Origin of the sequence: Streptomyces albidicamelliae, assembly GCF_025642175.1 — a bacterium.
Classification (GTDB): domain Bacteria; phylum Actinomycetota; class Actinomycetes; order Streptomycetales; family Streptomycetaceae; genus Streptomyces; species Streptomyces albidocamelliae.
This window is the reverse complement of record NZ_CP106795.1, coordinates 1,125,876-1,147,038: the sequence shown is the minus strand read 5'-3', so window position 1 is coordinate 1,147,038 and position 21,163 is coordinate 1,125,876. Positions and strand designations below refer to the sequence as shown.

Sequence of the window (21,163 nt, the reverse complement as noted above, 5' to 3'; positions counted from 1 at the left end):
TGCAGCCGGCCGACCGTCAGCGGGCGGGCCGGCCGAACCAGCGGCTCAGACGGTCGTCCAGGTCCCGCTGGTCGTCGCCGACCCAGGCGACATGGCCGTCGGGGCGCAGCAGGACGCACGGAACGTCCAGTGCGGCGGTGGGATCCGCGAGGTGGTCGACCCGGTCCGACCAGCCGCCTGCGGTCAGCCGTCCGGTGCGGTCCAGCAGCAGTCCCCGGCCGCGGTGCAGCAGGTCGTAGAGGCGGCCGCGTTCCGGGCCCCGTGCCACGTCGATGTCACGCAGGCGGCGGCCGAGCATTTCGGGGCCGTCGCCGAAGTCGTAGCGGACGTCGATGGCGGTGATCTTCTCGATCAGGCGGCGGTTCACCTCGTCGAGGTCCATCAGTTCGGTGAGCAGCCGGCGCACCGCCCGCGGGCCCGGTTCGGTGGACAGCAGTTCCGTCTGGGCGCGCGTGTTGTCCAGTACGTCCTCGGCGACCGGACGGCGTTCGGCCTGGTAGGTGTCCAGCAGTGACTCCGGCGCCCAGCCCCGGATCTGAGCCGCCAGTTTCCAGCCGAGGTTGAACGCGTCCTGGACACCGAGGTTGAGGCCCTGTCCGCCGGTGGGCGGATGGATGTGTGCCGCGTCGCCGGCCAGCAGCACCCGCCCGACCCGATAGCGCTCGGCCAGCCGGGTGGCATCACCGAAGCGGGACAGCCAGCGCGGGGAGTGCACGCCGAAGTCGGTTCCGGCGACCGCCCGCAGCCGCTCCCTGAAGTCCTCCAGGGTGGGCGGTTCCGCGCGCTCACCGACCGCCGCCGCGGGGACCACGACGCGATGGACCCCAGCGCCGAAGGGCCTGAGGCTGAAGGTCCTGCAGGTCCGCTGGACTTCGGCGACCTTGGCGGCGACCTCCGCCTGCGGCACGCCCACTTCCATCTCGCCCATCAGCGTGTCGGTCCGCGAGGGCTCGCCGGGGAAGCCGACGCCGAGCAGTTTGCGCACGGTACTGCGCCCGCCGTCACAGCCGACGAGATGGCGCGAGCGCAGCTGTTCGCCGTCGGCCAGTTCGACGGTCACACCGTCGTCGTCCTGCCGGAGGCCGGTCACCGCGGCACCGCGCCGGACCTCTGCGCCCAGCCGGACCGCATGGTCTTCGAGCAGGTGCACGACGACCGGCTGCGGGATGCCCAGCAGATACGCGTGCGCGGAATCCAGGTCCTTCGGCGCGGGTTTGTCGATGGCGGCGAAGAACCCGCCCGCCGGACGCCGCCGTCCGCGTTCGAGCATGCGGTCCAGCAGTCCGCGCATGGCCATCAACTCGATACTGCGTACGTGCAGACCGACCACGCGCACGAACGACACGGGCTCGGTCTCCTTCTCCAGGACGAGTACCCGCACATCGTGCAGCCGCAGTTCAGCGGCCAGCATGGCGCCGGTCGGCCCGCAGCCGGCGATGATCACATCGAACACAGGTGTTGCCTTTCGGGAGTGCCTGGTGGGCGGGGCACTCCGGCGACACCTACGTCGATCGCCCGGCCGTGACGGCAAGGGGGAGCACCCACAGCGATACAGCGGTCATGGGTCTCACCTCCTCGGGCGGTGTCACGGACAGCCGCAAGCTACAAGCCCGGCCTTCGCCCGTCCAACCCTTTGTCCCGGTGGCTTTCGCGGCCGAGGAAATTCCCGCCGCCCTCGCGGCGCGCCACCACTACGAGATGTAAATGCTATGTAACAGTCCGTGCATGTTGCGTCCGAACCCTTTCACCGTGACCGGGAGCCGTCGCACCTCTCCGCGAGGACTGCGCACGGCTTTCCTCTCCCTGTCCGCCGTCGCGGCCCTCGCCACCGGGCCCGCGGCGACCGCCCTGCCCTTCAGCCCCTTCGGTGCGGACTGGGACGCCATCGCCGCGTGCGAGTCCGGGGGCAACTGGCGGGCCAACACCGGCAACGGATACTTCGGCGGGCTGCAGTTCAGGCAGTCCAGCTGGGTGGCGGCCGGCGGTCTGAAGTACGCGAGCCGAGCCGACCTGGCCACGCGCCGGGAACAGATCGCCGTGGCCGGCCGTCTCGCCGCCATTCAGGGAATGTCCGCGTGGGGCTGCGCCTGACCGGCGCCGCGCGCCGCGCCCCCGACCGGGAAGGCCACCGGTAGGGGCGGGCACGCGCGGTGGCCGGGAGGACCGGCACCCGGCGCGCGCCTTTCCGCCCACGAATCCTGGGTACACCGGTGCGTATGAGCGGCCCGGCTCCCTCGGAGGCACCGTCGCGGCGGTTCCCCCCGCGGCCGGAGAGCGTGGCGTCGGCCCGGCGATTCGTACGGTCGGCGCTGTCCGGCACCGCACCGGACGTCGCCGAGACCGCCGAGCTGCTGGCCGGGGAACTCGTGACCAACGCGGTCCTGCACGCGCGTACCGAGGTCGAGGTCCGGGTGGACCGCACCGCGGACCGGGTGCACGTCGCGGTCGCCGACCGGCGGCCGGACCGCGGACCGGTACCGCACTCCTGGCTGCCGTACGCCGGTACCGGGCGCGGACTGAAGCTGCTGGAGGAGCTGTCCGCCATCCACGGAGTCCGCATCGGCGACAACGGCAAGACCGTGTGGTTCGAGCTGTGGCCGGACAAGCCGGTGCCGCCGTCGTCCCCCTGGGACGCCGTGCCCTCGCCGGGCCGTACCGTCACGGTCACCCTGATCGACCTGCCCTACGCGCTCCACGCGGCCGCACAGCAGCACCGCGAGTCCCTGCTGCGCGAGCTGGCCCTCCTCTCCTTCGGCCCGGCCGCACACGACCTGCCGGGCGACCTGGCAAGGCAGGAGCTCCTCACCGCCCTGGACACGAGCAACCTGATCAGCGCCTGTACGACGGCCGCCGTACAGGAGGAGGCCCCGGACAGCTCCACCCTCTGCCTCCGGTCGGCGTTCCCGGCGGACGCCGGGCCCGCCGTGGCAGCCCTGCGCCTGACCCTCGACCTGGCCGACTCCGCGGCCCAGCAGGGAGCCCTCCTCACCCTTCCCGCGCTGCCGCAGGTGCGGTCCTTCTGCGGCTGGCTGTTCGACCAGATCGTCGGCCAGTTGTCCGGCGGACCCCCCACCGCCTGGACGCTCTTCCCCCACGCCCCGAGCGCCTCCTCCACCGAGCTGGCGCCGTGGGACGCCGCCGACGTGGAGGCGAGTAACGTCCCGACGATCGCCGCCGACGACGGCAACCGCATCATCGCGGTGAACGCCGCCGCGGCGCACCTGCTCGGCTGGCAGCCGGACGACCTCGTCGGACGCCGGCTGACCGTGCTGATCCCCGAACACCTGCGGGACCGCCACGCCGCGGCCTTCGGGTCCCTGCTGCTCACCGGGCAACCCCGCATCCTCGGCCGTTCGATACCGCTGCCCGCGCTGCACCGGGACGGCCGGCTGATCCCCATCCGGCTGCGGATCCAGACCCAGGAGGCGCTGGACGGCCGTACCGTGTTCGTCGCCCAGCTGGGTGCCCGCACGGCACCGGCCGCGCCGCCGGGCGGCGACCACACCGGACACCACGCGATCCGGCCGCAACCGGGCCCTTCGCACCCGCCGGCCGTGCGGACACGGGCACGGGCCGCCGGGAACCCGTGCACGGACGACGCGACGCTGAACCGGCTGAGCCTGCTCGTGGACGCGACCAGCGCGCTCACCAGCACCCTGGACCTGACCGAGGGTCTGCACCGGGTGTGCCGGGTCCTGACCCGGCAGCTCGCCCAGTGGTGTGTGGTCGAACTGCTCGGCGAGCACGAGCGGGTGGAGCGGGTCTGCGTCGTCCACCGCACGCCCGAGGCGCTGAAACCGGGGGTACGGCTGGGCGCGCTGCCGCCGATGTCCGAGGAGACCGGGGGACCCCTGCCCCGGGTACTGCGCGGCGCCGGCCCGCTGCGCCTCGCGGACGTCTCCTCGTCGGGGCGGCTCGGCAGCCCCCTCGACGAGAGCCAGGAGGAGCTGTTCCGGCAACTGGGGGCGCGGACCGCGATCATCGCCCCGCTGCGGGCCCGCCGGGAGGTCCTCGGCGCCCTCACCCTGGTCCGCGGCCGGGACGATCCCCCGTTCACCGACGAGGATCTGCCGCTCGTCACCGACCTGGTCCGTGGCATCGCCCTCGGCGTGGACAACGCCCGCCTCCACGAGCACACCCGGCGCACCTCCGAACGCATGCAGCGCGCGCTCCTGCCCCACCTCCCGGACGTCGACCACCTGGAACTCGTCGCCCGCTACGCCCCGTCCGGGGCGGACGCCCAGATCGGCGGGGACTGGTTCGACGCCTTCGTCCTGCCCAAGGGCGACACGGCCCTCGTCATCGGCGACGTCACCGGGCACGACCTCCAATCGGCCGTCGCCATGAGCCAGTTGCGCAACCTGCTGCGCGGTATCGCCGTGGACCGGCAGGAACCCCCCGCGGAGGTCGTGCACCGCTTCGACCTGGCCTGCCACACCCTCTACCCGCACGCCACGGCGACGTGCGTGTACGCCGTGGTCAAGGGGCCGGAGGGCGGCCCGTGGGAGCTCCGCCACTCCTCGGCCGGGCACCCGCCGCCACTGCTGACCACCGAGCAGGGCGACACCCGCTACCTCGACGCCGGAGCAGGACCGCTGATCGGCCTCGACCCGGACCTGCCCCGCGTCACCGCCGACGACCCGCTGCCGCCCCGCTCCACGCTGCTGATGTTCACCGACGGCCTGATCGAACGCCGGGGAGAGTCCTTCGGCGACGCCATGACCCGGTTGCGGCAGCACACCGCGGCCCTCGCGCGCGCCCCGCTCGACGTCTTCTGCGACGAGCTGGTCCTCGGCCTCGGCACCGACACCACGGACGACATCGCCCTGCTGGCGCTGCGCACCCCACCACCGGGCTGACCCGCGCGCACCGGCCGACCCGGGCCGCGCGGGAACCCCGTCGACGGGCCGTCGCGGTCCTGTACTAAATTCCTTCCGGAACGCATCCGGTGAGGTGGGGGGAATCCGTGGTGACTGGGCCGACGCCGACCGATCCCGTCGGCGCGACGATCCCGGACACTCCCGCGGGCGGCACGGTCGTGCTGCTCAACGGCACGTCGAGTTCCGGGAAGTCCAGCATCGCCCGCGCCCTGCTCGACGTGCTCGACGGAACGTGGTTCCACCTTCCCGTCGACGCCTTCCACGCCATGCGCTGCCACCGTCCCATCGCCGACGAGGACCTCCAGGCGGAGATCGACCGCACCGCCAAGGGCTTCCACCGCGCGGTCGCCGGGATGGCCGCGGCGGGCAACAACCTCGTCGTGGACCATCCGCTGAGCCGTCGCTGGCGGCTGCTGGACCTCCTGGACCTGCTCGACCCGGCGGACACGGTCCTGGTCGGCGTCCGCTGCCCGCTGCCCGAACTCCAGCGGCGCGAGCGCGAACGCGGGGACCGGCAACCGGGACTGGCCGCACTGCAGTACGACCACGTCCACGCACACGGACGGCACGACCTCGACGTCGACACCAACCTGCTCTCCCCGGAGGAATGCGCCCTGCGCATCCGGGACTTCCTGCCGCACCGGCCCCGCCCCACCGCCTTCGAACAGCTCCGGGCGGCCCTGCGGACGCCCCCGGAGCCCGTCGGGCCGGGGGGGCCGCGATGACCGCGGGGAGCGGCGCGGGTCAGGGCCGCCAGGACGCGTCCTCGGGGGCCGGCGGCAGCGCCAGGTGGGCCAGGTCCCCGGGCGGGGGAGTGGTCACCGGCCACAGGGGCGCGGCGGTGCCGTCGGCCAGCGCGGCCGGCGCGTCGGTGAGGTTCATCCGCTCCCGCAACCGGCCGTAGAAGTCCATCGGACCCAGCCGGACCGCCTTGAGCCGGCGTGGAGCGGCGTACACGCCGATCCAGTCCCCGGGGCTCAACACCCCCCGCAACTGGCCGTCGATGCTCACGGCGGCCTGTCCGGACCGCTCCAGCACCCGGAAGGCGATGGGCTCGTCCGGGGCGGCCACGACCGAGCGGTTGAACACCATGTGCGGGGCGACGGGTGTGAAGACCAGCCCCTCGGTGCGGGGCGAGACGACCGGACCGCCGGCCGCGAAGCTGTAGGCGGTGGACCCGGTGGGCGTGGCCACCAGCAGGGCGTCGGCGGAGTAGGAGGCGAGGAGCCGGCCGGCCAGGTAGACCCCGACCGACACCTGCCGGTCCCGGGCCAGCTTCTCCAGGACGACGTCGTTCAGCGCGGTGACGTTCAGGGCGACACCCCAGTCGCTGCCCGTCTCGCACTCCACGCGCACACGGGGCGGCGGCAGCATCGGACCGCGGCCGTACCGCAGCAGCGTCTCCACCTGCGCGGGCACCTCCAGCCGGCACGAGGCCCGCATGGTGAGCAGCATCCGGCTCTCGACGGTGATCCGCTCCTCGAGCACCGCGTCCAGCGCCGCGCGCACCGCCTGTGCGGGCACCTCCGTCAGGAAGCCGACCCGGCCCAGGTCGACGCCGAGCACCATGGCGTCGTTCTCGGCGGCCAGCCGCGCCCCGCGCAGGAAGGTGCCGTCACCGCCGAGCGTGACGATGAGGTCGGGATCGCCTGCGGCGTCGACCTCCTCCCGCGCGCTGTGCCGCGAGCCCTCCTGCCACACGTCGATGTCGGTGCACCCCACGGCGTGCTCGGCGCACCTCGTGCACGGCGGCCGCGGCGGCCACAGCCTCGCCGCGGCCGCCGTGCACGACCAGACCGACCCGGTTCACCGTCATAGCCGCCTCCCAGCCGTCGCTCCTCACCGACCGTCATCCTCGTCGGGGACCGGGCCGTCCCGGCGCGCGCCACGCCGCCGGCGCCGCGGCGGGAGGACGGGCCCCGGAAACCGGGTGAGGTACCCGCACCCACCTGAGTACGGCTACTCAGGCAGCGGGCGGCGGATCACGGCACCGTGGCGGAGGAGACGGGGGAAACGCTCACGGGAGGTTCGGCATGGACGGCTCACAGGGCACCGCGGGGACGCGGCGCTCCGTCGGCACGGTGGTGCGCACCACCTGATCAATCCGCTCACGCTCGGCTACCGGCGGGCCGCCGGCCCGCACGGCGCCTGACGGCCGCCTCAGCACGCACGGCACGACGGCGGGCGCCGGGGCGGCACCCTGTCGGTGCCGTGCCCGGCGCCCGCCGTCACGGCCTGTTTCCGCCGGGACCGCGGCTCACCTGGCCGTGCCGAAGTCCTGGGTCCAGTAGCTGTTCGGCTGCGCGAGACCGACGCCGATCTCCTTGAACGAGCAGTTGAGGATGTTGGCCCGGTGCCCCGGGCTGGTCATCCAGCCGTCCATGACCTGCTCCGGGGTGGAGTAGCCGTAGGCGACGTTCTCGCCGTAGCTGCTCCAGGTGTAGCCGGCGCGGGTGATGCGGTCGCCCGGGGTCGACCCGTCGGATCCGGTGTGCGACATGTTCTGGTGCGCGGCCATGTCAGCGCTGTGCGCCTGCGCGGCCTTCGTCAGGGTCGAGTTCAGCGTCAGCGGCTGGCAACCGGCCTTCGCGCGCTCGGCGTTGACGAGCTGCACGATCCGGGCGGTGACCCCGGACGCCGTGGCGGCCGGCTTGGGCGTGCTCGGCGTGGAGGGCGCCGTGTGCGTGGCCGGGGCCGCCGGAGCCGTGGGCACGGTGGCCCGGGGCGCGCTCGGAGCGGTGGTGGTCCTGGGCCCGGGTGCCTCGGCCTTCTTCGTCGCACTCGGATGGGCGGGGGCCTGGGGCGCGGACGGCGCGGACGCCTGCGGCGCCGCGGGGAAAGAGTTGCGGTGGTGATGCCTGTGGGCGTGGTGCCACCGTGCCACGGGCGTACTCGTCGGGGCGGCGTACGACGGCTCCTGCGCGCCGGACGGCCACTCGGAGCACGCCAGGGCGACAGACGGCACGCCCACGGCTCCGATGGCGGCGGCGGTGATGACTATCCGCCGGTAGTGCTGCTTCCTTCGATGCTGGCCCATACGTCAACCTCACTCGGTGATCGCCGAGCGCTCATTCTCAGGACGGCCTCACAGCGAGCGCAAAGTGGTCCTTCTACTACCGCGCTTCGTAGCCCCTGGGGCCTCTTGCCAGGCGTCGCCGGAGATGTGGGGTTCGCGTCCGCGACGTTTGCGCATTGCTGTCGCGTCGTCAGGAGCGTGCATGGGGCGCGGAATGCGGAGCGATGCCGGGCGGCTGTCGCGTGGACCCCGGAGAGCCGCTCGCGGCGCCCGGCAAGACGGACAAATCCTTTATTTCAGCGGAGCGGCATCTACTAACCGTGGCGCCTAGTCCCCGCCGGGGCTGTGAGGGATGTCACCGCCGGGTTCCGCAACCTCTCCGCGACGAGGTGACTCCCGGGCCCTCGGGGTGACAGCAGACGGGCGCATTCCCGGTCGGGGCCGGCATTCCGGGCGGTGATGGGGTGCGGGCGGGGTGGGTACCCGGAGCTTCGGACGCCGGGAACACACGACGAGCGTGGGAGGCCCCATGAGCGAGAGCGAGAGCACCCCTTCCCAGGCCGAGGGCGAGCGGGACGGTCCGGAGCCGGATCAGCCGCCGCGCACCACTCCGTCACAGGCGGAGGGCTCCGACACCGAGGATCAGGACGCCGGGGACGCGCCCGGGGAGTGACGCGGACACGGTCCGCGCGGCGCCGGCGCCGGGACCGAGCCCGGCCGGCGCCGGGGCGGGGTGAACGTAGGAGTCCGGCCGGCGCCGGACGAGGTGAACGAGGAAGTCCGGCCGGCGCCGGACGAGGGGAACGAGCGAAGAGGAGGCCCCCGCATGGCCCGCACGAGCGTCCCCGACGTACTGGAAGCGCTGAAGGACGTCACCTACCCCGCCGACCGGGACCGGCTGGTCACGGCCGCGCGGGAGGCCGGCGCGTCCGGCGGGGTCGTCACGGCCCTGCGCGGCATCCCGGCCGAGGAGTACCCGAGCCGCGAGGCCGTGGCGCGGTCGGTCCGGGCGGACGCGCAGCCGGACCCCGGCCGCCGCCGCACCGAACGGGCGCGGCACGGCGGCAAGCCCGGCCTCTCGCAGCATCTGAGGGAAGAGCCGAGGACGCCGATCCAGGAGGAGTTCGGCCGCTGAGCCGGGCCAACCCCCGCCGCGAGTGGCCCGGTTGACCGCTCGGTGGTCATGTTCTTGACGCCCTCCGGGCACCGACCTAGCGTGAGCGCACTTGGCGTGATCGGACAGGTCCGGACAGGCAGGGCAGGTGGGCGCAGCGATGACCCGACCGCAGGGCTCCGGTGACGAGGGACCCGCCGACCGTCCCCTGCGGATGGAGACCCACGGGCTCGACGTGATCCGGGACGCGGAACGCAAGGGCACCCCGCGCACGCTGTTCTGGCCCTGGTTCGGCGCCAACGTCTCCGTCCTCGGGCTGAGCTACGGCGCCTTCGCCCTCGGTTTCGGCATCTCCTTCTGGCAGGCGCTCGCCGCCGGCGTGCTCGGCATCGCCGTCTCCTTCCTGCTGTGCGGTTTCGTCGCGGTCGCCGGAAAACGCGGCTCGGCACCCACGATGGTGCTCAGCCGGGCCGCGTACGGGGTGCGCGGCAACCGGCTGCCCTCCCTCGTCTCCTGGTTGCTCACCGTCGGCTGGGAGACGGTCCTCGTCGCGCTCGCCACCATGGCCACCGCGACCGTCTTCGGGCGGCTCGGCTGGGGCGGGGGCACCGGGACCCAGGCGGTCGCGCTGGCGGTGGTCGCCGCCCTGACCGTCGTCGGCGGGGTCATGGGCTTCGATCTGATCATGCGGCTGCAGACCTGGATCACCCTGATCACGGGCGTGCTCACCGTCGTCTACATCGCCCTGGTCGCCGACCACGTCCACTGGGACACGGTCGGCGCGATCCCGTCCGGCTCCGCCCAGCAACTCATCGGCGCGCTGGTGTTCATGATGACCGGCTTCGGCCTCGGCTGGGTCAACGCGGCCGCCGACTACTCCCGCTATCTGCCCCGCGGCTCGTCCGGCCGGGGCGTGATCGGCTGGACCGCCTTCGGCGCCTCCGTCGCCCCGCTGTTCCTGCTGGTCTTCGGTCTGCTGCTGGCCGGTTCCTCGCCGGAGCTCAGCAAAGCCGTCGCGGCCGACCCCATCGGCGCGCTGACGACGATCCTGCCGACCTGGTTCCTGGTGCCGTTCGCGGTGGTCGCGGTGCTCGGCCTGGTCGGCGGGGCCGTCCTCGACATCTACTCCTCCGGCCTGGCGCTCCTCGCGGCCGGCCTGCGGGTGCCCCGGTACCTGGCCGCGCTGCTGGACGGCGTCCTGATGATCGCCGGCTCCGTCTACATCGTGTTCTTCGCCGGCGACTTCCTCGGCCAGTTCATGGGCTTCCTCACCACGCTCGGCGTCCCCGTCGCCGCCTGGTGCGGGATCATGCTCGCCGACCTGGCGCTGCGCCGCCGCGACTACGACGAGGGCGACCTGTACCGGCCGCACGGCCGCTACGGCGACGTTCCCCCGGCGCCCCTCGTCCTCACCCTGACCGCGACGGCCGTCGGCTGGGGCCTGGTCACCAACACCGCCGCCGACTGGCTGACCTGGCAGGGCTACCTCCTGGGGCCGCTGGGCCTCGGCGGCAAGGACGGCGCCTGGGCGTACGCCAACCTGGGCGTCCTGGCGGCCCTGGTCCTCGCCTTCCTCGGCACCCTGCTGCTGAGCGGGGGCCGGGTGCGCGAGCAGGAGGGGCGGGCGCCCGGCCCGGCCCCGGACGAGGGGGCGTACCGCTCATGACACCGGTCCCCGGCCGGCTCGCCGTCATCGACATGCAGCGGGTCTTCGCCGACCCCGCGAGCCCCTGGGCGGCGCCCCGGTACGCGGACGCGGCGGCCGGCGTACGCGCCCTGCTGCCGGCCTTCGCCGGACGCGTCACCTTCACCCGCTTCATCGCCCCGCGTGAGCCGAGCGGCGCCTGGCGCGCCTACTACGCCCGGTGGCCCTTCGCCCTCCAGCCGCCGGACGCCGGACTCTGGCAGCTGACCGACGGGTTCGGGGACCTCGCCGAGCACGTCGTGGACGCTCCCACCTTCGGCAAGTGGACCCCGCGACTCGCCGCACGCCTCGCCCCGGAAGAGCGTCTGGTCCTGGCCGGCGTCAGCACCGACTGCTGCGTGCTGTCCACCGCCCTGGCCGCCGCCGACGCCGGCACCCGGGTGACGGTCGTGGCGGACGCCTGCGCTGGCGTCGACGACGACTCCCACCTCAGGGCCCTGCGGGTGATGGCGCTGTACGGACCGCTGATCGAGGTCACCACCGTCGCCGACCTGCTCGCGGAGCCCGGGACCTGAGCACCGCCCGCCCGGGTCGGGAACACCTGACCCGTCCGGAACGACCAGGACGGTCGGTTCGCACCGTCCCCCGTCCCACCGGCACCACGGTCCCCATTCGTCCCCCACGGGACCTCCCGCCGATCCTCACGCATGCCCCGGACCCCCTTGGGTACGCGAGGCGGAGCACGCCCGGCCCCAACCGTCCGGGTGGCCCGTACGACCGCCGCTACCAGGGGACCTGCCATGGAGACACCCGCACACGACGACCTGCCCACCCCGGCCCAGCAGGCGCTGGACGCGCTGACCCTGAACGCAGAGGACCAGACCGCCCTGGACACCCTCGCCCACACCGACGTGCTCGTGCCCGTGCCGGACGACGCCGTGGACGGCGAAGGTGCCGACGCCGGCACGGTGGCGCTGCCCGTCCTGGAGCAGCCCGACGGCGACCCGGTCGTCCCGGTGTTCACCTCGGAGGGCGAGATGGCCGAGCTGCTGCCGTTCGTCTCGCGCTACCGTCTGATCCCGCTGGGCGCGCTCGCCTCGCAGTGGCCGGAGGAGGACCTCTCCCTCGCCATCGACGGCAGCTCCGCCCACGCGCTGACGCTGACCTCACGGGGGGTCCGCACCCTGCTGGCCCGCTGACACCGCGGGGGTGAGCGGCGCCGACCTCCGCTCACCCCGTGGGGTGATCCCCCGATCACCGAGAGGCACACGGTAGGCGCAGCGGCCCCGGATGGCTCGCCGGAACGCGCGGTACCTGTCCGCTTACCGCACCGCCCCGGGGCCGCGGAAGCCGCGCCACCAGCCACCACGGCCTCGCCGCCGGCCGCGAAACCCGGGGCGCGGGCCCTCCCGGCCCCAGAATGAGCGCATGGAATTGATCTCCGGCGTGGCCGGGGCCCTGATCCTCGCATCGGTGCTGAGCAGCATCCTCCGCACCCTCGTCGTGCCCCGGGGCCTCTACTCCGGGCTCGTCTTCCGCCTGTGGTGGCTGCTGCGCCGCGTGCTCCGGCTCGCGGCCCTGCGCGGCGGCTACGACGCCGTCGACCGCGCGCAGACCTGGCTCGCCCCGCTGATGCTCGTCGGCATGCTCGCCGGCTGGCTGCTGGGTGCGCTCCTCGGATACGGGCTGCTGCTGTTCGCCCTCTCCCCGCTGTCCTGGGCCACCGCGTTCCGGGAGGCGGGCTCCAGCCTGTTCACCCTGGGTTTCGCCAGCGGCGCCCGGCTGAAGCTGTCGGTGATCGACTTCATGGCCGCGGCCACCGGGCCCGTCCTCATCGCCCTCCAGATCGCCTACCTGCCCACCCTCTACGCCGCCTACAACCGGCGCGAACTGGAGGTCACCCTGCTCCAGGCACGGGCCGGTGAGCCCGCCTGGGGGCCGGAGATCCTCGCGCGGCAGTGGCTGGTCGAGACCGAGACCGCCCTGCCCGAGCTGTACCGGGCCTGGGAACGGCTCGCGTCGGACATGGGCGAGAGTCATTCGACGTACCCGATCCTGCTGACCTTCCGCTCCCCGCGCCCGCACCGCAGCTGGCTGGTGGGTCTCGTCGCCGTCATGGACGCGGCGGCCCTGCAGCTCGCCCTGGATCCGCGGCTTGCCCCGCCGGAGGCCCGGCTGGTGCTGCGCGCCGGATTCACCGCCCTGCGGGACATCGCCCGGGCCCTGCGCATCCCCTTCGACGTCGATCCGTCGCCCACGGCGCCCGTCCGCCTCACCTACGCCGAGTTCGAGGCGGCCGTGGCCATGCTGGGGAGGGCCGGGTTCCGCGCGCGGCGCTCACCGAAGGACGCCTGGCCGCAGTACCGGGGCTGGCGGGTCAACTACGAGGCGATCGCCTACGAGCTGTGCCGCCGCTGCGACGCCGTACCGGCCCTGTGGACCGGACCCCGGGACTTCGGCGGCGAGCCGATCCCGCCCCGGCGCCCGGCCGACCGACGGCCCGGCGGAGGACGGCCGGATCCGCCCCCCGCGCAGGAGTAGCACCCGCCCCCCGGCAGGGAAGATCCCACAGGGAAGATCCCACCGGGGAAAGGTCCCCGCGCGAAGCCTCCGGGAAAGTCCGAGGAGCATCCGGGCGAGTGAGAAGGAGCCGATGGCCGTGAGGGTCGTTTCGTTGGGCACCGCCGCCGGCGGCGGCTTCCCGCAGTGGAACTGCGCCTGCGGGCCGTGCTCCGCGGCCCGTGCCGGCCGGCTGCCCTCCCGGACCCGTGAGTGCGCCGCCGTCACCGGGAACGGACGCGACTGGTGGCTGCTGAACGCCTCACCCGACCTGCGCACGCAGCTGGCCGCGACCGGGGCCCTGTGGCCCGGGCCCGGCCCGCGGGACACGCCGGTGCGCGGGGTGCTGCTGACCGACGCGGAGTACGACCACATCACCGGGCTGACCGAGCTGCGCGGGGCGACGGGTCTGAAGGTGTAGGCGGCCCCGCCGGTACGGGCGGCCCTGGCGCCGGTGCGGGCCGCCCTGGACCGCCACGCCCCGTGGGAATGGGCGGACGGCCTCGCCGACGGCGGCTTCGTGCTGGCCGGCGGGCTGGTCGTCACGGCGATTCCGGTGGGCGCGAAGGTCCCCGCGTACGTGCCCGTGCAGGCACCGCTGCCCGAGCGCGCGTGGGTGACGGCGTACCGCATCGAGGACCTGGCCAGCGGGGGAGTCCTGCTCTACGCCCCGTGCGTCGGTGTGTGGAGCGCGGAGCTGGACGACCTGTGCGCCGAGGCCGACTGCGTGCTTGCCGACGGCACGTACTTCGCCGCCGAGGAGGGGGGTACGGCGGTCCGGGCCGGCGCCGGGCGGGCCGCCGGGACCCATCTGCCGGTCACGGGCCCGGGCGGCACTCTCGGCGCCCTCGCCCGCCACCTCGGCGCACGCCGGATCTACACCCACCTCGGGCACACGAACCCGCTCCTGGACCCCTTCTCGCCGGCACGTGCGCGGGTCGCCGCGGAGGGCGTCGAAGTCCTCGCGGACGGGACGGAGCTGGTGCTCTAGGCGGGGGCCGCGGAGCCCTCCCGCTCGGCCAGCATGCGCTGGAGCACCGCCCGCTGCAGCGGCAGCACCCGGGCGTGCAGCTCGCGGCCCGCGCGGGTGAGGGCCACCCACACCCCGCGCCGGTCCTCCGCGCACACCGAGCGCTCCACCAGACCGTCCTTCTCCAGGCGGCCGATCAGCCGGGACAGCGCGCTCTGGCTGAGATGCACCCGCCCGACGAGGTTCTGCACCCGGCACTGGTCGCCCTCGGCGGAGGACTCGGACGCCAGGATGTCCAGCACCTCGAAATCGCTCGCGCCCAGCCCGTGCGGGTGCAGCGCGCGGTCGATCTCGCACATCGTGCGGGCGTGCACCGAGAGGATGTCCCGCCAGCGTTCCTCGAGCCGGGCGTCGGCCGTCTTGACTGCCATATCCGCACGGTAGCACCGATCCGGCCAGTCATTGAGTGTGCAACTAGTGTGCTGTGCAGAGGGTGGCGCGGACCTCAGGCCGCGGGGTCCTGGAGCAGCCCCACCAGGTTGCCCTCGGGGTCCTTGACCGAGGCGACGAGCCGGCCCCCGCCGACGTCCTGCGCGTCCTGGAGGAGTTCGGCACCGGCCGCCAGCAGGGCCGCGAGCCGTCCCCTCAGATCCGTCACGTGCCAGTACGGCACCGGACCGGTCATGCCCTTGGCGTGCCCGTTCGGGTCGAGCCCGACGTCCTGCCCGGCGGCCTTGAACCCCACGTAGTACGGCTCGTCCACGTACGGCTCGACGCCGAGCAGCGCGGCGAACAGGGGCTTGGCCCGCTCCAGGTCCTTCACGGGGTAGATGATCGTCTGCACGCCTGCGGTCATGGCACTCGCTCCTTCTGAGCTGCGGGAACCGACGGATTTCCCGTCGGTGCTCCCAACGTAGGGCCGGGGTGCCCGCCGCGGCTTCTCGGATCCTGACCGGTTGGCACCGAAGGCGTTGTCCGGCCATCGCCGCGCCGGCCGGGCAGGCGACGGCATCGCTGTACGGCCGGGTCCTCCCCGTGTTTCCGGGGGTGCCGGCCGCCTTCCGGTCGTACGGCCGTTCGGTACCGGACAACGGTCGTGGAGTGCCGGACGCGGTGGGGCCGTTCGCGTCACAGTGGGAGCACCGCGTACGAGGAGGCCGGGGACGGAGGGCGGACGGATGATGGGCATTCCCTCGGGCCGCATACGGCAGACCATCCTCGAATGGCTGGAGGACCCGGCGGCCCACTTCCCGGCCGGGGGCCGGTGCCATCCCGCCGGCACGGGCGTCACGGCCGGAGCCGTCGCCGCGAAGCTGGGCGTACCGCGCCGGACCGCCCTCGCCCACCTGGACCTGCTGACCCGCCTGGGCCTGCTGCGCACACGGCGGTTCCACTGCCGCACCTACTACCGGCGCGACGAGGTCCGCATCGCCGAGGTGGCCCGCATGTTCGAAAAGGGCTGGTGAGCGTCGAGTTCCCGGGAACACGGCCCCGCCCGCGGGTCGACTGCCAGGATGGGCCGACCGACGGCGAAGGGCATGGCACATGGACCGCTCCACGGAACTCGTCCCGCTGCACTACGTCTCCCTGGGCGCCCGCGGCCCCGAGGACGTGGTGGCCGACGCGCAAGGGCGCGTGCTGACCGGAGTGGAGGACGGGCGGATCCTCCGCGTCCACCATCTCGGCGACCGGCTCACGGCCCGGGTGGAGGTGCTGGCCGAGACCGGCGGCCGCCCCCTCGGGCTCGAACTCCTCCCGGACGGCGGCCTCCTGGTGTGCGACGCCGAGCGCGGACTGCTGCGCGTCGACCCGGAGGACGGCACCGTCCGGGTCCTCGCCGACTCGGTGGCGGGGGAGCGGCTCCGCTTCTGCAGCAACGTCGTCGCCCTGTCCGACGGCACCGTGTACTTCACCGTCTCCAGCCGCCGCTACCCGCTCGGCCAGTGGCTGGGCGACATCGTCGAGCACACCGGTACCGGGCGGCTGCTGCGGCTCGCCCCCGGATCCCGCGAACCCGAAGTCGTACGGGAGGGACTGCAGTTCGCCAACGGGCTCGCCCCGAGCGCGGACGGTTCCTTCCTGGTCGTCGCCGAGACCGGCGCCCGCCGCCTCACCCGCTACCACCTGACCGGTCCGCGCGCCGGGCACACCGACCTCTTCGCCGACCTCCCCGCGATGCCGGACAACCTCTGGCGGGAGGGCCCCGACGGGCCGATCTGGGTGTCCCTGGCCGGCCCCCGCGTCCCCCCGCTCGACCTCCTGCACCGCGCCCCGGCCGCCGTCCGCTCCGCCGCCGCCCGTGCCGCCGTCCACGCGCCGTTCCGGCCGGGCCGGACCATCGGCGTGCTGGCCGTGGACGACGACGGCCGGGTCCTGCACCACCTCACCCGCCGCAGCTCCCGTTTCCGCATGGTCACGAGTGTCTGCACGGCCGGCGAGCACCTGGTCCTCGGCAGCCTCTGGGAGCCCGGCGTCGCGGTGTGCGCGCTGCCCACCGCCGGGTAGGCGGGCCCGGTCCGGCGGTACCCTGGTGCCCGGCCGTGATCACCCGTCGGGGCAGCCCGAACAGGAGACGTACGCGCATGACAGCCCCGGAAGCAGAGAACGTCCGCGTCCGCCCCGCACCCCGCCGGCGGTCCGAGTGGCGCACCCAGGCACCCGTCGTCGCGGTGGTCGCCGTCGGCGGTGCCATCGGCGCGTCGGCCCGCTACGGGCTCACCCTCGTCTGGCCCACCCCGGAGGGCGGCTTCCCCTGGGCGACCTTCCTGACCAACGTCGTCGGCTGTGCCGTGATCGGCGTCTTCATGGTGCTCGTCACCGACGTGTGGGCCGCTCACCGCCTGGTCCGCCCGTTCTTCGGCACCGGCGTCCTCGGCGGGTTCACGACCTTCTCCACCTACGCCGTCGACATCCGCAGGCTCGTCGGCGCGGGCCGCCCCGGCCTGGGGCTCGCCTATCTCGCCGCGACGCTGGTCGCGGCCCTCGCGGCGGTGTGGCTCGCGTCGGCCGCCGCCCGCCGGGTGCTCATCAGGAGGCAGCGATGACGTCACTCACCGGCCGTGCCCTCAGGCTGACCGTCTACATCGGCGAGGACGACACCTGGCACCACAAGCCCCTCTACTCCGAGATCGTGCACCGCGCGCACGCCGCCGGGCTCGCCGGGGCCAGCGTCTTCCGGGGCATCGAGGGCTTCGGCGCCTCCTCCCGGGTCCACACCTCCCGGCTGCTGTCCCTGAGCGAGGACCTGCCGGTCGCGGTGGTCGTCGTGGACACCGAGGAACGGGTCCGGGCGTTCCTGCCGCAGCTGGACGAGCTGGTCGGGGAGGGCCTCGTGACGCTGGACGAGTGCGAGGTCGTCCGGTACGTGGGCCGCTCGCCGGCCCCGGACGGGGCGGATCCGAAGGGTGAGAATTCGTTGTGAACTGGCTGCTGGTCATCGCGGGTGCCGTGGTCGGCGCCCCCCTGCGCTACCTCACCGACCGGGCCGTCCAGGCCCGCCACGACTCGGTCTTCCCCTGGGGCACCTTCGTGGTGAACGTCACCGGCTCGCTGATCCTGGGAACGCTCACGGGCGCGGTCGCCGCCGGGGCCGCGGGCCCGCATCTGCAGCTCCTGCTGGGCACGGGCCTGTGCGGGGCGCTGACGACGTACTCGACCTTCTCCTACGAGACCCTGCGGCTGACCGAGGCCGGTTCCGGCCTCTACGCTGCCGTGAACGTCGTCGCGAGCGTGGCGGCGGGCCTCGCGGCCGCCTTCGCGGGGTTCGCCCTCGCCGGTGCGCTCTGGACCTAGGCGGCTCGCGCACGGCCGGGCATAGTGAGTACTGTCTACAGCACTGTCGACCAACTACCTCTTTTCAGAACTGGATCCCATGAGCGCCATCTCCGTCGGTCAGGCCGTCGTCCTCGGGGTAGTCGAGGGGGTGACCGAGTTCCTCCCGGTGTCCTCCACCGGCCACCTGAAGATCACCGAGGGGCTCATGAACATCCCCGTCGACGACAAGTCGGTCGTCGGCTTCTCCGCCGTCATCCAGGTAGGCGCCATCGCCGCCGTGCTCGTGTACTTCTTCAAGGACATCAAGCGGATCGTCTCCGCCTGGTTCCGCGGTCTGACCAACCGCGAGGAGCGCTACCACCACGACTACAAGTTCGCCTGGTGGGTGATCGCCGCGACCATCCCGATCGTCGTGGTCGGTCTCGCGGCCAAGCCCCTGATCGACGGCCCGCTCGCCTCGCTCTGGGTGGTCGCCGGCTCGCTGATCGCCGGCTCGGGCGTCATGTGGGTGGCCGACCAGATGGGCCGCCACAAGCGCGGTGAGGACGACACGTCCTTCAAGGACGCCATGTGGGTCGGCTGCTCCCAGATCCTCGCCCTGCTCTTCCCCGGCTTCTCCCGCTCCGGCGCCACCATGTCCACCGCGCTCATCCTCGACCTGGACCGCGTCGCCGCCACCCGCCTGTCGTTCTTCCTCGGCATCCCGGCGCTGACCGGCGCCGGCCTGTACGAGCTCAAGGACGCCCTCGGCGCCGGTGTGGGCGCCGCCCCGCTGGCCGTCGGCACGATCGTGTCGTTCGTGGTCGCCTACGCCTCCATCGCGTGGCTGCTCAAGTTCGTCGCCAAGCACTCCTTCAACGCCTTCGTGATCTACCGCATCGTCGTCGGCGTGCTCCTGCTCGGCCTGCTCGGCACCGGCACGCTCAGCAGCTGAGCCGGCCCGCCGCCCACCCACGGGGCGCGGCCGCCCGACACCGGGCGCCGCGCCCCGTCGCCGTCTCCGCACCCCCGGCTTGACACTCCCGGCCGGCAGCGCGCAGGATCGCTCCGTGAACCTGTCAGACAGCCAGACAGGTGGTCTGGGTCCGCGGCGCGTCAGCGCCATGGAAGCGGTCCTCGCCCACCTCCGCGGCGCCATCGAACGCGGCGAGTACGCCATCGGCGACAAGCTGCCCTCCGAGGCCGAGCTGTGCCGCACCCTCGAGGTGTCCCGGCCCGTGCTCCGCGAGGCGCTGCGCGCGCTGCAGACGATGGGCCTGACCGTCTCCCGGACCGGCAAGGGCACCTTCGTCGTCGCCGGCTCGGTCGAGGACCCCACCTTCGGCGACTACGCGGCCAGCGACCTGCTGGAGGTGCGCCGCCACATCGAGATCCCGGTCGCCGGCTACGCGGCCCTGCGCCGCACCCCGGAGAACCTCGACCACCTGGTGCACATCCTGGACCGCATGGAACGGGAGACGGACACCACCGCCTGGGTCGCGATGGACACCCTCTTCCACCTCGCCGTGGCCGAGGCCGCCCAGAACCCGGTCTTCCGCCGGGTCATCGAGGAGATCCGCGACGCCCTCGCGCGTCAGTCGGCGTTCCTCAACGAACTGGGCGGACGCCGCGAGCAGTCCAACCGCGAGCACCGGGCGATCGTCGAGGCGCTCGTCGACGGTTCCGAGCTCGACGCGGTGGAGGCCATGAGCCACCACCTGGACCGCGTCGAGACCTCCCTCACCGACATCGTGCGCCGACGCACCGACCTTCCCGCGCAGGCCGGACCCGAGTCGTGAGCGGGTGGCACTTCGCGGACCCGCCACGGCTCCGGACCGGTGCCGCGGTGCTCCCCGCCCGCGCCCTCACCCACGGCGCCGGGCGCACCACCGTGCCCGTCCCGCCGGCGATCGCCGGCGCGGCGCCCACGGGCCCGTACGGCCTCAGCGGCCGAATATCGCGCCAGTCCACCGGTGCGGTCGCGTGACCCGCGTACCGGCCGAACCCGACCCCGAGATGCAGGCACTGATGCACAGCAGTTCCCCCGCGGACGCGCCCGTCGTCCGCGAACCCCTCCACGCCCCCGTCGCCCACCTCCTGCGCAGCGGTGTCGTCGAGGGGATCCACTACGGCTCGGTCGTCGTCCTCGACGCCGACGGCCGGGTGCGGTTCCAGCTCGGCGACATCGAGGCCGCCTTCTACCCGCGCTCGGCCGTCAAGCCCCTGCAGGCCGTGGCCATGCTGCGCGCCGGACTGCCCCTCGACGGCGCGCTGCTGTCGCTGGCGGCCGCCAGCCACTCCGGCGAGGAGCGCCACCTCGACGGCACCCGCCGTATCCTCGCCCTGGCCGGACTCGGCGAGGACGACCTGCGCAACGTGCCGGACATGCCGTTCGACCCGGCCGTCCGCGACGCGTGGGTCCGCGCGGGCCGGGCTCCGTCCCGCCTCGCCCAGAACTGTTCCGGCAAGCACGCGGCCATGCTGTGGACCGCCGAGCTCAACGGGTGGACCCTCGAGGACTACCTCGACCCGGCGCACCCGCTCCAGCAGGCCGTCATGCGAACCGTCGAGGACCTCACCGGCCAGCGCGTCGCCCGCGTGAGCGTCGACGGCTGCGGGGCCCCGCTGTTCTCCATCTCGCTGCACGGCCTCGCCCGCGCCCTGGCCCGCATCACCTCGGCCGCGCCGGGCACGCCCGAGGCGCGGGTCGCCGACGCGATGCGTGAGCACGCCGAGATGGCCTCCGGTTCCGGCCGCGACGTGGCCGCCCTCATGCGGGCGGTGCCCGGGCTGCTCGCCAAGGACGGCTTCGAGGGCGTCCAGGTGGCCGCGCTGCCGGACGGCACGGCCGTCGCCGTGAAGATCGCCGACGGCGCGAACCGGGCGCGGATCCCGGTCGCCGCTGCGGCGCTCGCCCGCGCGGGCGTGGACCCCGGCCTGCTCACGGCCTTCACGGGGGAGCCGCTGCTGGGCGGCGGTCAGCCGGTGGGCTCCGTACGCACCGTGCGCGCACTGGACCCCGTCCCTGCACCGGCCTGCGTGTAGGGCTGTGCTGGGTGCTGGGTGCTGGGTGCTGGGTGCTGGGTGCTGGGTGCTGGGTGCCGCGTGCGGGCCGCGGGGGTGCCGGGCGTCATGTGGGTGGTGGGCGCCGACTGACCTTGATCGGTGGGCGCCGACCGACGCCGGCCGTCGACTGCCGACGCCCAACGCCGACGGCCGGCGCCTG

General features: G+C 73.8%; 25 protein-coding genes and 1 pseudogene. 21 read left to right on the top strand and 5 right to left on the bottom strand.

The features are described 5' to 3' along the window. Positions 1-16: 16 nt before the first annotated feature. On the bottom strand, positions 17-1,453 hold the full coding sequence (gene rox, locus N8I86_RS05510) for a rifampin monooxygenase (protein ID WP_263277254.1): 1,437 nt from the start codon (positions 1,451-1,453) through the stop codon (positions 17-19). A gap of 296 nt (positions 1,454-1,749) precedes the next feature. Between rox and N8I86_RS05505 the strand changes: the two genes are divergently transcribed. The 3 genes from N8I86_RS05505 (at position 1,750) to N8I86_RS05495 (ending at position 5,605) form a co-directional block, all read left to right on the top strand. Then, complete coding sequence (locus N8I86_RS05505) at positions 1,750-2,091, top strand: transglycosylase family protein (protein WP_274535926.1); 342 nt, start codon at positions 1,750-1,752, stop codon at positions 2,089-2,091. 125 nt (positions 2,092-2,216) lie between these two features. Continuing rightward, positions 2,217-4,859, top strand: coding sequence for a SpoIIE family protein phosphatase (locus N8I86_RS05500; RefSeq protein WP_263277253.1), 2,643 nt, complete (start codon positions 2,217-2,219; stop codon positions 4,857-4,859). Between the two features lie 110 nt (positions 4,860-4,969). Continuing rightward, the gene (locus N8I86_RS05495; protein WP_263280069.1) at positions 4,970-5,605 is read left to right on the top strand and encodes a chloramphenicol phosphotransferase CPT family protein; all 636 of its coding nucleotides are present in this window, start codon (positions 4,970-4,972) and stop codon (positions 5,603-5,605) included. Positions 5,606-5,624: 19 nt separating this feature from the next. Here N8I86_RS05495 and N8I86_RS05490 read toward each other — a convergent pair. Beyond that, positions 5,625-6,696 (bottom strand): annotated as a pseudogene (locus N8I86_RS05490) (NAD(+)/NADH kinase). A gap of 441 nt (positions 6,697-7,137) precedes the next feature. Beyond that, complete coding sequence (locus tag N8I86_RS39255) at positions 7,138-7,494, bottom strand: CAP domain-containing protein (RefSeq protein ID WP_385326697.1); 357 nt, start codon at positions 7,492-7,494, stop codon at positions 7,138-7,140. A 10-nt stretch (positions 7,495-7,504) separates the two neighbouring features. Here N8I86_RS39255 and N8I86_RS39250 point away from each other — a divergent pair, with 10 nt between their 5' ends. From N8I86_RS39250 to N8I86_RS39240, 9 genes are all read left to right on the top strand, one after another. Beyond that, on the top strand, positions 7,505-7,735 hold the full coding sequence (locus tag N8I86_RS39250) for a hypothetical protein (RefSeq protein ID WP_404830784.1): 231 nt from the start codon (positions 7,505-7,507) through the stop codon (positions 7,733-7,735). A 690-nt stretch (positions 7,736-8,425) separates the two neighbouring features. After that, positions 8,426-8,569: a hypothetical protein gene (locus N8I86_RS05480; protein ID WP_263277251.1), complete on the top strand. Its 144-nt coding sequence runs from the start codon at positions 8,426-8,428 to the stop codon at positions 8,567-8,569. A 153-nt stretch (positions 8,570-8,722) separates the two neighbouring features. Next, a complete protein-coding gene (locus tag N8I86_RS05475; RefSeq protein ID WP_263277250.1) occupies positions 8,723-9,031 on the top strand; it encodes a DUF2795 domain-containing protein in 309 nt (102 codons plus the stop codon). Positions 9,032-9,170: 139 nt separating this feature from the next. Then, positions 9,171-10,676, top strand: coding sequence for a purine-cytosine permease family protein (locus N8I86_RS05470; RefSeq protein ID WP_263277249.1), 1,506 nt, complete (start codon positions 9,171-9,173; stop codon positions 10,674-10,676). Continuing rightward, entirely contained in the window at positions 10,673-11,230 is a 558-nt protein-coding gene (locus tag N8I86_RS05465) for a cysteine hydrolase family protein (protein ID WP_073894672.1), read from the top strand. Before N8I86_RS05470 ends, N8I86_RS05465 begins: the two co-directional genes overlap by 4 nt. Positions 11,231-11,455: 225 nt before the next feature. Then, the gene (locus N8I86_RS05460; protein WP_123438814.1) at positions 11,456-11,854 is read left to right on the top strand and encodes an SseB family protein; all 399 of its coding nucleotides are present in this window, start codon (positions 11,456-11,458) and stop codon (positions 11,852-11,854) included. Positions 11,855-12,083: 229 nt separating this feature from the next. Then, entirely contained in the window at positions 12,084-13,196 is a 1,113-nt protein-coding gene (locus tag N8I86_RS05455) for a hypothetical protein (protein WP_263277248.1), read from the top strand. Positions 13,197-13,314: 118 nt separating this feature from the next. Further along, a complete protein-coding gene (locus N8I86_RS39245; RefSeq protein WP_404830783.1) occupies positions 13,315-13,635 on the top strand; it encodes an MBL fold metallo-hydrolase in 321 nt (106 codons plus the stop codon). A 33-nt stretch (positions 13,636-13,668) separates the two neighbouring features. Beyond that, positions 13,669-14,205, top strand: coding sequence for an MBL fold metallo-hydrolase (locus N8I86_RS39240; RefSeq protein ID WP_404830782.1), 537 nt, complete (start codon positions 13,669-13,671; stop codon positions 14,203-14,205). On the opposite strand, the gene N8I86_RS05445 is transcribed toward N8I86_RS39240, so the two are convergent. Both N8I86_RS05445 and N8I86_RS05440 read right to left on the bottom strand, forming a co-directional pair. After that, entirely contained in the window at positions 14,202-14,615 is a 414-nt protein-coding gene (locus tag N8I86_RS05445; protein WP_073894669.1) for a MarR family winged helix-turn-helix transcriptional regulator, read from the bottom strand. The genes N8I86_RS39240 and N8I86_RS05445 overlap by 4 nt on opposite strands. A gap of 74 nt (positions 14,616-14,689) precedes the next feature. Beyond that, positions 14,690-15,040, bottom strand: coding sequence for a VOC family protein (locus N8I86_RS05440; protein WP_073894668.1), 351 nt, complete (start codon positions 15,038-15,040; stop codon positions 14,690-14,692). Positions 15,041-15,362: 322 nt separating this feature from the next. Here N8I86_RS05440 and N8I86_RS05435 point away from each other — a divergent pair, with 322 nt between their 5' ends. From N8I86_RS05435 to N8I86_RS05395, 9 genes are all read left to right on the top strand, one after another. Beyond that, positions 15,363-15,650 (top strand): helix-turn-helix domain-containing protein, encoded by a 288-nt coding sequence (locus tag N8I86_RS05435; protein WP_073894667.1) that lies wholly within the window; start codon positions 15,363-15,365, stop codon positions 15,648-15,650. A 79-nt stretch (positions 15,651-15,729) separates the two neighbouring features. After that, positions 15,730-16,689 carry an SMP-30/gluconolactonase/LRE family protein gene (locus tag N8I86_RS05430; protein ID WP_263277247.1) on the top strand — a complete coding sequence of 320 codons (960 nt, stop codon included), beginning with the start codon at positions 15,730-15,732 and terminating at the stop codon, positions 16,687-16,689. Between the two features lie 77 nt (positions 16,690-16,766). Next, positions 16,767-17,228: a fluoride efflux transporter CrcB gene (gene crcB, locus N8I86_RS05425; RefSeq protein WP_123438816.1), complete on the top strand. Its 462-nt coding sequence runs from the start codon at positions 16,767-16,769 to the stop codon at positions 17,226-17,228. Beyond that, positions 17,225-17,605 (top strand): DUF190 domain-containing protein, encoded by a 381-nt coding sequence (locus N8I86_RS05420; RefSeq protein ID WP_073894664.1) that lies wholly within the window; start codon positions 17,225-17,227, stop codon positions 17,603-17,605. The genes crcB (N8I86_RS05425) and N8I86_RS05420 overlap by 4 nt, the downstream gene beginning before the upstream one ends. Further along, complete coding sequence (gene crcB / locus N8I86_RS05415; protein ID WP_263277246.1) at positions 17,602-17,976, top strand: fluoride efflux transporter CrcB; 375 nt, start codon at positions 17,602-17,604, stop codon at positions 17,974-17,976. Before N8I86_RS05420 ends, crcB (N8I86_RS05415) begins: the two co-directional genes overlap by 4 nt. A 79-nt stretch (positions 17,977-18,055) precedes the next feature. Further along, the gene (locus N8I86_RS05410) at positions 18,056-18,892 is read left to right on the top strand and encodes an undecaprenyl-diphosphate phosphatase (protein WP_263277245.1); all 837 of its coding nucleotides are present in this window, start codon (positions 18,056-18,058) and stop codon (positions 18,890-18,892) included. A gap of 169 nt (positions 18,893-19,061) precedes the next feature. Then, positions 19,062-19,736, top strand: a complete 675-nt coding sequence (locus N8I86_RS05405; RefSeq protein WP_073894661.1) for a FadR/GntR family transcriptional regulator — start codon at positions 19,062-19,064, stop codon at positions 19,734-19,736. After that, positions 19,733-19,924 (top strand): hypothetical protein, encoded by a 192-nt coding sequence (locus N8I86_RS05400; RefSeq protein WP_263277244.1) that lies wholly within the window; start codon positions 19,733-19,735, stop codon positions 19,922-19,924. Before N8I86_RS05405 ends, N8I86_RS05400 begins: the two co-directional genes overlap by 4 nt. A gap of 41 nt (positions 19,925-19,965) precedes the next feature. Then, positions 19,966-20,982 carry an asparaginase gene (locus N8I86_RS05395; protein ID WP_073895334.1) on the top strand — a complete coding sequence of 339 codons (1,017 nt, stop codon included), beginning with the start codon at positions 19,966-19,968 and terminating at the stop codon, positions 20,980-20,982. Positions 20,983-21,163 lie beyond the last annotated feature (181 nt).